General features: G+C 61.4%; 9 protein-coding genes and 1 pseudogene. 5 read left to right on the top strand and 5 right to left on the bottom strand.

Annotated elements, in window-relative coordinates; all coding sequences use genetic code 11:
* Nucleotides 1-293 precede the first annotated feature (293 nt).
* Both DBR23_RS28315 and DBR23_RS28310 read left to right on the top strand, forming a co-directional pair.
* Complete coding sequence (locus DBR23_RS28315) at nucleotides 294-1,031, top strand: alpha/beta fold hydrolase (protein ID WP_008905560.1); 738 nt, start codon at nucleotides 294-296, stop codon at nucleotides 1,029-1,031.
* Nucleotides 1,032-1,080: 49 nt separating this feature from the next.
* A complete protein-coding gene (locus DBR23_RS28310) occupies nucleotides 1,081-1,431 on the top strand; it encodes a cobalt chelatase subunit CobS (RefSeq protein WP_008905559.1) in 351 nt (116 codons plus the stop codon).
* Here DBR23_RS28310 and DBR23_RS28305 read toward each other — a convergent pair.
* The 5 genes and pseudogenes from DBR23_RS28305 to DBR23_RS28285 form a co-directional block, all read right to left on the bottom strand.
* Nucleotides 1,355-1,707 (bottom strand): annotated as a pseudogene (locus DBR23_RS28305) (carboxymuconolactone decarboxylase family protein). The gene DBR23_RS28310 and the pseudogene DBR23_RS28305 sit on opposite strands and share 77 nt — an antisense overlap.
* A gap of 18 nt (nucleotides 1,708-1,725) precedes the next feature.
* On the bottom strand, nucleotides 1,726-2,283 hold the full coding sequence (locus tag DBR23_RS28300; protein WP_085942584.1) for a peroxidase-related enzyme: 558 nt from the start codon (nucleotides 2,281-2,283) through the stop codon (nucleotides 1,726-1,728).
* A 72-nt stretch (nucleotides 2,284-2,355) separates the two neighbouring features.
* Nucleotides 2,356-3,339 (bottom strand): MDR family oxidoreductase, encoded by a 984-nt coding sequence (locus DBR23_RS28295; protein ID WP_008905557.1) that lies wholly within the window; start codon nucleotides 3,337-3,339, stop codon nucleotides 2,356-2,358.
* Between the two features lie 49 nt (nucleotides 3,340-3,388).
* Nucleotides 3,389-4,024, bottom strand: a complete 636-nt coding sequence (locus DBR23_RS28290; RefSeq protein ID WP_034397988.1) for a TetR/AcrR family transcriptional regulator — start codon at nucleotides 4,022-4,024, stop codon at nucleotides 3,389-3,391.
* Nucleotides 4,025-4,378: 354 nt separating this feature from the next.
* The gene (locus DBR23_RS28285; RefSeq protein ID WP_108500270.1) at nucleotides 4,379-5,458 is read right to left on the bottom strand and encodes an IS630 family transposase; all 1,080 of its coding nucleotides are present in this window, start codon (nucleotides 5,456-5,458) and stop codon (nucleotides 4,379-4,381) included.
* Between the two features lie 206 nt (nucleotides 5,459-5,664).
* Between DBR23_RS28285 and DBR23_RS28280 the strand changes: the two genes are divergently transcribed.
* The 3 genes from DBR23_RS28280 (at nucleotide 5,665) to DBR23_RS28270 (ending at nucleotide 8,246) form a co-directional block, all read left to right on the top strand.
* Nucleotides 5,665-5,910, top strand: coding sequence for an ATP-binding protein (locus DBR23_RS28280; protein WP_369882182.1), 246 nt, complete (start codon nucleotides 5,665-5,667; stop codon nucleotides 5,908-5,910).
* 271 nt (nucleotides 5,911-6,181) lie between these two features.
* Complete coding sequence (locus DBR23_RS28275; RefSeq protein WP_199227828.1) at nucleotides 6,182-7,201, top strand: alpha/beta hydrolase; 1,020 nt, start codon at nucleotides 6,182-6,184, stop codon at nucleotides 7,199-7,201.
* A gap of 7 nt (nucleotides 7,202-7,208) precedes the next feature.
* Nucleotides 7,209-8,246, top strand: a complete 1,038-nt coding sequence (locus DBR23_RS28270; RefSeq protein WP_108500269.1) for a helix-turn-helix domain-containing protein — start codon at nucleotides 7,209-7,211, stop codon at nucleotides 8,244-8,246.
* Nucleotides 8,247-8,479 lie beyond the last annotated feature (233 nt).

The following is an 8,479-nucleotide window of genomic DNA, read 5'->3' as shown; positions in this document are numbered from 1 at the left end:
GTCAAGGGCTTCGCAGAGGGCTATGCGGGCCGCTTCTTCGAGTTGGTGACCAGTTGCACCGGCATCGTGTCGGACAACGCGACGCCCTATATCAAGGGCGTTCTGGCGGGCATCTCTCCACTCTACATTGCGCAAAAAGGCGGCTTCAACCGCTTCTGAGCTGCCCGCACATCTCTTGCTCAGACCGGGCGTAAGATGATGCTTGGTGTGTGGGCCGTCTCGGACATGTTGCAGCGCGCGCCAAGCTCAATCAGTATGCTCGGGGCCAACACGGAAAGCACGAGGACCGACGCATGCTGAACACTGTCACTTATGGGGACGCGCCGGGACCGCCATTGCTGATCGCGCACGGGCTGTTTGGATCAGCGCGCAATTGGGGGGTGCTGGCCAAACGCCTGTCCGAAGCACGGAGGGTGGTCGTCGTGGACATGCGCAATCACGGGTTTTCGGAATGGGCGGCAACCCACAGTTATGAAGATATGGCCGCCGATCTGGCGGCTGTGCTGGACGCACCTGCCGATGTGCTGGGGCATTCCATGGGCGGCAAGGCGGCAATGGTGCTCGCGCTGCAAGCCCCCGACAAAGTGCGCAAGCTGATCGTCGCGGATATCGCCCCGGTGACCTATCGGCATACGCAGATGGGCCCGATTGCGGCGATGCGGCGCGTCGATCTGACCAGCGTGACAACGCGGGCCGAGGCCAAGGCGCAACTGGGTGATCTGGACCCCGGCATCGATGATTTCCTGCTGCAAAACCTTGATCTGAAAGACAAGCGCTGGCGGCTGAACCTGGACGTTCTGGCTGCCGAGATGGACAAGATCATCGGCTTCCCCGATCTGTCCGGATCCTTTGACGGGCCGACCCTGTTCCTGTCTGGCGAGGTGTCGACCTATGTTTCAACAGATCACCGCGGCACGATCAAAGCTTTGTTTCCAAAGGCTCAATTCGCGTGCATTCCTGGAGCGAGCCATTGGCTGCACGCCGAGAAACCGCGCGAGTTTGTGGCCACCGTCTCGACTTTTTTGGGTTGAGGCACACCCGAATTGAGGAACGCTGGCCGCCCCTGAGGACCCATTGCGCATGACTGCAGCTGTACCCGCCACACCCGCGCCGACGCCGTCGCCTCAGCTTACAGTTCCCGACGTGGCCATCAACGTGCGGGACGTATTCGGTTTCGACACCGACATGAAGGTGATGGGTTTCGCCCAGGCCGACGAACATGTTCCCGATCTCGATCCCGACTACATCTTCGACCGGGACACCACGCTGGCAATTCTCGCGAGCTTTGTGCACAACCGCCGCGTGATGATTCAGGGATACCACGGCACAGGCAAGTCGACCCACATCGAACATGTCATCTCGCCGCTTCACCGAACTGATCGTAGGCCTCGAGTGTGCGCATCGCATAGCTGTACGCCGCGCCCGCATTGAGCGCGATCGCGGTGCCCATGGCGCGTCGGTGAGCTCCGCCTCGGTCACGCCCGCCCTGCGCGCGGCTTGCGCATGGACGGCAATGCAACTGTCGCAGCGCGTGGTGACCGCGACGGCGAGCGCGATCAGCTCCTTGGTCTTCGCGTCGAGCGCGCCGTTGCCGTTCTGACCTGCGCTGAGCGCCTGAAAGCCCGCGACCATCCGTGGATTGGCCTTGTGAAGCGCCGCGCCTGCACGGCGGCCGACAAGAAGATAGTCCTTCCAGTTCTTGAACATCGTTGGGCCCCTTGGTGATCAGCCGCGCCCCAGCGCGTAGAACTCGTCGTTGGGCCGCATGCTGGTTACGTTGGCCAGCCGGTTGGACATGCCAAAGAATGCGGAAATGGCTGCGATGTCCCAGATGTCGTCTTCGGTGAAGCCGTGGCTCTTGAGCATGTCGAAGTCAGCTTCACCCACCAGTTGTGCGCTTTGGGAAACTTTCATGCCGAAATCCAGCATGGCCTTCTGACGCGTTGTCAGGTCTGCCTTGCGGTAGTTGGTGGCGACCTGATCGGCGATCAGCGGATTCTTGGCACGAATGCGGAGGATGGCGCCGTGCGCGATCACGCAGTACTGGCACTGATTGGCGGCGCTGGTGGCCACCACGATCATCTCGCGCTCGGCCTTGGTCAGGTTGCCAGGCTTTTCCATCAAGGCATCGTGGTACGCGAAGAAGGCGCGGAATTCGTCGGGGCGGTGCGCCAACGTCAAGAAGACATTGGGGATGAAGCCGGACTTTTCCTGCACGGACTCGATGCGCATGCGAATGTCCTCGGGCATGTCCTTGAGTGCAGGAACGGGAAAGCGACTCACGGTGGCTTGCGTATCTTAGTTCATGGTTTTCTCTTGATTGATGAATCGAAGCTGGCGGGGGAAATCGTGATTTCAGCGGTTCACATCGACAACGATGCGACCACGCACTTCGCCGCTTAGGAGCTGGTTGGCCAACGGGATCGCCTCTGCCAAGCCGACTTCGCGGCTGATATCGCCAAGCTTGGCTACATCAAGATCCGTGACCAGGCGTTGCCACGCGACGAGTCGGTCTGCACGCGGACACATCACGCTGTCGATGCCCGCGAGGGTCACGCCGCGCAAAATGAAAGGCACAACGGTGGCGGGGAAGTCCATGCCTGCGGCCAGGCCGCAGGCAGTCACAACGCCCCCGTACTTGGTTGTGGCGCAGACATTGGCCAGCACATGGCTGCCCACGACATCCACGGCACCAGCCCATCGCTCCTTACCCAGAGGCTTGCCGGGGGAAGCAAATTGAGCGCGTTCGATCACCTCGCTGGCACCCAAGCGCTTGAGGTAGTCCGCGTCTTTCGTCCTGCCGGTAGCGGCCACGACCGTGTAGCCCAGCTTGGCCAAGATCGCGACGGCCACGCTGCCAACGCCGCCAGCCGCGCCCGTGACCAAGATTTCGCCATCCGACGGCTTGACGCCGTGGCGCTCAAGCGCGAGCACGCACAGCATCGCGGTGTAGCCTGCGGTACCAATGGCCATCGCCTGCTGCGGCGTGAACCCCGAAGGAAGAGGAATGAGCCAGTCGCCCTTGAGGCGAGCCTTTTGGGCCAGGCCACCCCAATGCACTTCGCCTACCCCCCAACCGTTGAGCAGCACGGTGTCGCCCGCACGGTAAGCGGGGTTGGCGCTCTCCTCAACAACGCCCACGAGGTCAATGCCCGGGACCATGGGGAAACTTCGCACCACCGGACCCTTGCCAGTGATGGCCAGGCCGTCCTTGTAGTTCAGCGTCGAGTGGCTGACCCGCACGCTCACATCACCTGCGGGCAACTGCGCCTCGTCCATCTGCGCAACCGCTGCGCGATAACCCGATTCCTCCTTCGTGATCAAGATGCCGTTGAACAATTTGCTCTCCTTGGAAAATAGACCGATCGTCTAGTGGTTGACAAAAAAATCACTTCGACCGGAAGCCGGCGAAGAAGAACTGCGTGAACACATCCAGCGGCGCGGCGCGGCGTTCGAGCTTGGCGCGCAAGACTGCGCCTTCCCAGCCGATCCAGAAGAACTCGGCCACTTGCTGCGCATTCACTTCACTCGTGAGTTCGCCCACCTGCTGGGCTTCAACCAGGCACAGTGCGAAACGTCGCTGCCAATCCTCGAAGGTGTGCTGCAGCCGCGCCCGAAAGCTCTCAGGCAATGCGCCCATTTCTTGGCCGAGATTGCCGATCAGACAACCCCGGCGATAGCCAAAGCGCGCCATGGACGACTTGGCGTCATCGATGAAAGCGTGCAGGCGGGCAAGGGGTGTGAGCGTCCGGTTCAGGAGGTGACGGTCAAGCTTGGCCGCGAAGAATTCGCCATAGCGATCGATCAGGCCCAGGCCAAAAGCTTCCTTGCTGTCGAAGTAGTGATAGAAGGAGCCCTTGGGAACACCCACCCTGCTGAGGATTTCCTCGATGCCCGTCGCCGAGAAGCCCTTTTCGGTGAGAACTTCCAGGCCGGCGCGCATAAGCAGCTCGCGCGCATCTGTTAGGCCGTCGCGCTGTCTCGGAGGCCGGCCACGGCGGCGGATGGGGTCTTGCACCTGCATCGAACAATATTAGACCGATTGTCTCTAAAAATGCAAGTGGCAACCGAAGTCAGTGGTTTTCAGCCACCGACAGCATCGCGCCCATCGAATACGTCCACTCTGTCGCGGGGCAACGCTTCAACAAGTCGGCATGCCAACGGGCCTTGTTGCCCAAGCTCGATGGACGCAGTGTAGGTTCTCAGAGTAGATGCAAAAATTCTCATCACTTGCAAAAACTCTGACGCCTTTCACCAGCATCTTTCGACTGGAAATATCAGCGGGGCTGAGTTTTTCTGTTGGATTCCACCGATCTCTGACCCGCGGGGGGTGCGGACGAAAACTTGGACTACTAGTGTGGTGTCTCAAAAGTAAGCATCAAATAATGGTACTCGCTGCCCGCGCCACAGATGCCAAGATGGTGTCCGCACTTTTATGCCACACGAACGGCTTGGGATCCTCGTTGTGACGATCAATGTATTCCCGTATGGATTGCTCCAGCTGAGCAACGCTGGTGTGGGCGCTGCGCTTGATCCACTGCTCGCTGATCTGGCTAAAGAAACGCTCGACCAGATTGAGCCAGGACGCTGAGTTGGGCGTGAAGTGAACGTGGTAGCGAGGATGGGCTGCTAGCCAGGCCCGCACTGCCTGCGTCTTGTGCGTGCCGTAGTTGTCCATGATCAGGTGGATGTCTTGTTCGCCAGGCACCGCTGCATCGATGGCTTTGAGGAACTGCAGGAATTCCACACTGCGGTGACGGCGCTTGAGCTGTCCTATGACTTTGCCAGTGGCCACATCCAGCGCTGCAAACAGCGACGTTGTGCCATGGCGCTTGTAATCGTGCGTGCGCGTGCTGGGTTTGCCAAACGCCAGTGGTAACCCTGGTTGGGTGCGATCCAGAGCCTGGATCTGGCTCTTCTCGTCCACGCACAGCACCAAGGCGCGATCGGGTGGTGCCATATACAGCCCCACCACATCCCGTACCTTGTCCACGAAATGGGGATCCGTCGATAGCTTGAAGGTTTCTTGCAGGTGCGGCTTCAGCCCAAAGGCATGCCAGATGCGCTGCACCGTCGCGGGCGATACGCCAGCGTGCCGACTCATCTGGCGCACGCTCCAGTGCGTGGCGTTGTCAGGCTTGCTCTGGCGAACCTTGTCCACAATGAGCTGAACCTGCTCGTCGCCCACACTGCGCGGGCGGCCAGCGCGCGGGGCATCGGTCAAACCCGCCAGACGATACGCCTGGTAGCGCCGCCGCCACTTGGAGACAGTTTGCACCGTCGTGCCCAAGCGTTGGGCAATCATGGTGCCCGACTCCCCATCTGCGCAGCCCAGCACGATTCGCATGCGCAGCTTCTCGTCCTCGGGCGCTTTGCGTACGCGCAGTCGCGCATGCAGCTCTGCGCGCTCGGCATCGGTGATCTGCAGCTTCGTGGCGGGGCGTCCAGGGTGGGCCATCAGCGTAGTCTCCTATACGCAAGCTGCTTCGACCAACACCGGTCAAAATAGTTATATCTATTTTTGAGACACCACACTAGCGGGCTGAAGATCATCTCTTCATGTTGATTTCCACGCAGAAGTGACCCACTAACCCCCAGGATTTCCATCTAAACCTGACCCACGTACTAACCCTACCGGCTACAAACCCAACCTGCTAATCCTTGATGACTTTGGAATCGGGGAACCCAACCGCAGCGCAAGTCTTGCTCGATGTTGCCGACCGGCGCATGCGCACGGGATCTCTGCTTCTGACCAGTCAGTACCCCGCGGACACTTGGCACGGTTTCTTCCCAGATCCAACCGTCGCGGATGCGGTTCTTGATCGCGTGGTGCATCAAGCTCATCGGGTCCAGCTGAAGGGCGAATCGATGCGCAAGATCAGAGGGCGAGCTGCTCTGAATCCTGGCTGATAAGGTCGCGCTTTCCTGGTCGTTACCTTGCAATGGGGCGGCCTGTTCCTACAGCTGCAGAGCGGCTGCAGCCATCGCAAAACTGAGCCAAGCTGGCGTTCCCATATTGATAGGTAGCCGATCGCCAGCTCCAAGGCTAGACTTCAGGAATCGGCCACAACCGGTCCTTCGGGAAGTGCCGGAGAATCCTCTCTCCTAAACAGGTAATTTAGGTTTTCAGTCAAAGAGGCGCGCTCAATCTTCAGCGTGACTTAGCCACAAGCAGACGTTCGTGAAGGAACTCGAGATGAAGGAGCTCACCCAGGGGGTGGTCGAGGGGGTGGGCCGACAAGCGCGGCTCGACCGACCGACCTTTGATCCTGAACTGCGCGCAGGCTTGGCGATCGTGGGCGGAATGTTCCCGCCGACTGTGACCAGCGACCTGATCGACTTCATGCGGGTGTCCTACGCAGGGCCGCCTCTCGAAACGCTGATCGGCGGGCGAAACATCCGCTGCGAGGAACGCGTCTTCGAGGGTTACGAGGGTCACCCTCTCAAGGCGTCCGTCTTCCGTCACGAGCGTGCCTCCGGGCAGCGCCCCGGTGTGCTTTTCGTGCATTCCGGGGGTCTGATGTTCGGCGATCGGTTCAGTGGGTTGGACCGGATGATCGATTTCGTCGAACAGCTGGGCGTCGTGCTCGTGTCGATCGAGTACCGCCTGGCGCCAGAGTATCGCGATCCTTATCCGCGGGAAGATGTGTACGCGGCGCTGGAATGGATGGCATTGCATGCGGAGTCGCTCGGCGTGCGCCTCGATCGCCTGCTGATTGCGGGCGCCAGCGCAGGGGGAGGTTTGGCGGCCGGTGCAGCCCTCGCGGCGCGCGATAGGGGCGGTCCCCGCCTGTGCGGGCAGCTGCTCGACTACCCCATGCTGGACGACCGCGGCATCACGAAGTCCACGCTTCAGTTCGATGGCATCGGCGTCTGGGATCGCGTGAGCAACGAGACCGGCTGGGGCGCGCTGCTTGGCGAAGCGCGCGGTGGTCCGGATGTGTCGCCGTATGCCGCGCCAGCTCGTGCAACTGAGCTTTGCGACCTGCCGCCCGCGTTTCTCGACGTCGGTAGCGCCGAGATATTTCGCGACGAAACCGTGGCCTATGCGGACGCCTTGTGGAATGCCGGCGGGCAGGCCGAGCTTCACGTGTGGCCGGGTGGGTTCCATGCGTTCGACATCTTCGCGCCGCATACCGCACTGTCACGTGGAATGATCGCCACGCGCAGTGCATGGATGTCGCGCGTGTTGGGCGATTGAGGACTGTATGCAGGAACTGCTGGCTCGACTGAAGGCCCTTGACCCCAACGCCAGCCTGGCGTTGAGGGTCATCGCGTGCTTCGACGAATTGGTTCGAGGTGGCGTCAACATCCAGGGGCTTCTCGGGGCAGCAGCCTCGCTCTCGGGCTGTGTAGCGGGGTTCGCCGGGCATCAATCGGAGCGTACGCTCCGCGTCTCGCCGGACGGGCAGAGCCTGAAGGGCATTGCCTCAGCGCCGCGAGAAGGATCCTTGGCAGCAAACGGCATGACCGTGTGGCTGGAGCGTCAGGGGCCAGCCCATGTGAACGATGCGATGATCCTCGAGCGCCTCGCGCTTGCGCTGGCCATCCGCAGCGGGCACCAGGCGGACGATCCATTGCGCCGGCTCGGCGATCTGCTCGACGCCAACGTGGACGTGGAGCAGCGCCGCGCGACGGCTGCCAAATTCGGATTGGCGCCGCACCTGAAGTACCGAGTTGCAACCTTGCCGCTCTTCGCGACCTGGAAGCAACACCGGGATCTGCTGGAAGACGTCGTCCACACCCACTACGGTCCGCTGCACGTGTGCGTGCTACGCGCCGAGGTGAAACACCTCGACGCCAGCCCCTGCGGGATCGGGGTGGCTGCAGCGCTCGACGACCTTCACCGATCGCTGGCCACAGCACTCGTGAGCTTGCGTCTGTGCGCGGCGCCCGATGTGCCGGTCGTCGTTGCAGACGACTATGGTGGTCTGATCGATCTGCTCGCCCAGTGCTCGGTCGATCGACCGCTGCTCGACGTCGAGGAACTCGAAAGCGTCATGCAGCATTCATGGGCCGTGCGAACTCTGGATGCGCTGCTTCGCTCCGCATCTATCCGTGACGCATCTCGCATTGCCGGTGTCCACCACAGCACGATGCAGGCGAGACTGGAGACCATTCGCGACGTGCTGTCGTTCGACCCACTCGACGGCATCGGCCGAACCCGTATTGGCCTCGCCTTCCTCGCCTGGCGCGTTCGGCATTCGTCGGCACTGGACCTGCCACCGCCCTCCAGTAGTCGCTAGTCTCAACCGCCAAATGGCGGAATTCGGTCCCTCCAGGCGCGCCTGTCGGCGGTTACTGGCCACCCGGAGAGTTGCTATCTTCCAGCTGCCACAGGTCGCCGCCGGAGACGCGTTGGGCGAGGTCATCGTTCCGACCTCACGACGACGTTCCGCGCTCCGGCACTTGGCCTGCGGCTGTGGTTCAACAACACGGAGACAAACAATGACCGAACTCAAGAAGGCAATCGACGCCA

It is taken from the genome of Acidovorax sp. HMWF018 (assembly GCF_003061035.1).
Lineage (GTDB): Bacteria > Pseudomonadota > Gammaproteobacteria > Burkholderiales > Burkholderiaceae_C > Acidovorax > Acidovorax delafieldii.
This window is presented reverse-complemented; position numbering and strand designations above follow the sequence as displayed.